The sequence below is a fragment of the Corynebacterium minutissimum genome, assembly GCF_000805675.1.
GTDB classification, from domain to species: Bacteria; Actinomycetota; Actinomycetes; order Mycobacteriales; family Mycobacteriaceae; genus Corynebacterium; species Corynebacterium minutissimum.
Genome location: NZ_JSEF01000034.1, coordinates 1 through 905, shown reverse-complemented (window position 1 = coordinate 905; position 905 = coordinate 1). Strand labels below are relative to the sequence as shown.

Annotated in this window: 1 protein-coding gene; it reads left to right on the top strand. The window is 51.7% G+C overall.

The features are described 5' to 3' along the window. Positions 1–513: IS3 family transposase (locus NX84_RS12265; RefSeq protein ID WP_039677002.1), on the top strand; the 513-nt coding region annotated here is incomplete at its 5' end. Positions 514–905: the final 392 nt, after the last annotated feature.

The following is a 905-nucleotide window of genomic DNA, read 5'->3' as shown; positions in this document are numbered from 1 at the left end:
GACAGGCCGAACCACGTCTATGTAGGCGATATCACCTACCTGCCGTGTAAGGGCGGCAAGAACATGTACCTTGCCACGGTCATTGACGCCTATTCACGCAAGCTCGTTGGTCATGCGCTAGCCGATCACATGCGTGTATCTCTGGTAATTGAGGCTTTGTCTCATGCCAGCAAGGTTCGCGAAAGCCTTGACGGGGCAATTTTCCATTCTGATCATGGCAGTGTGTACACCTCACAGGCTTTTCAAGACCACTGCGCCCAGCTTGGCGTGCGCCAATCCATGGGAGCAGTGGGAACGAGTGCCGATAATGCCCTGGCGGAATCATTTAACGCCACCTTAAAGCGTGAAGTCCTGCGTGATCGGAAAGTCTTTGACAATCCCATCGTCTGCCGCCAAGAAGTCTTCCGATGGTGCATGCGCTACAACACCCGCAGACGGCACTCCTGGTGCAACCTTCTAGCCCCCAATGACTTCGAAGCACTCACATCAGCTACACTGACCCAAGCAGCATAGCTAACCCCCGACGTGTCTACTTTCCGGGGGTCAGGCCCGTACTAATAATGATAACTTCTACCGAACTATCGCGCAGGCCGAATTTCGGCGATCTAAGATTGCTTCGGTAACCAACCTTCAACTTCCTCACACCTAGTGAAAGGGGTGAAGGAAGTCAATTGAAGTGCCCCAGATTTTCCCATCTGCTCAGACGGAACAATACCTGGGGCACTTCAGAGTGTGTAATCACCTGTAAAACGGTAGTGGTATTTATAACGAGGTAAAGGCCCTAGACACCTTGATGGGTGTCTAGGGCCTTCAGTTTTGTATTGAGTTGTTTATTTGTTGTTTGGTGTCGGCGGTTTCTTACTCTCCCACAACCTCCCGGTTGCAGTACCATCAGCGTTAGCAGG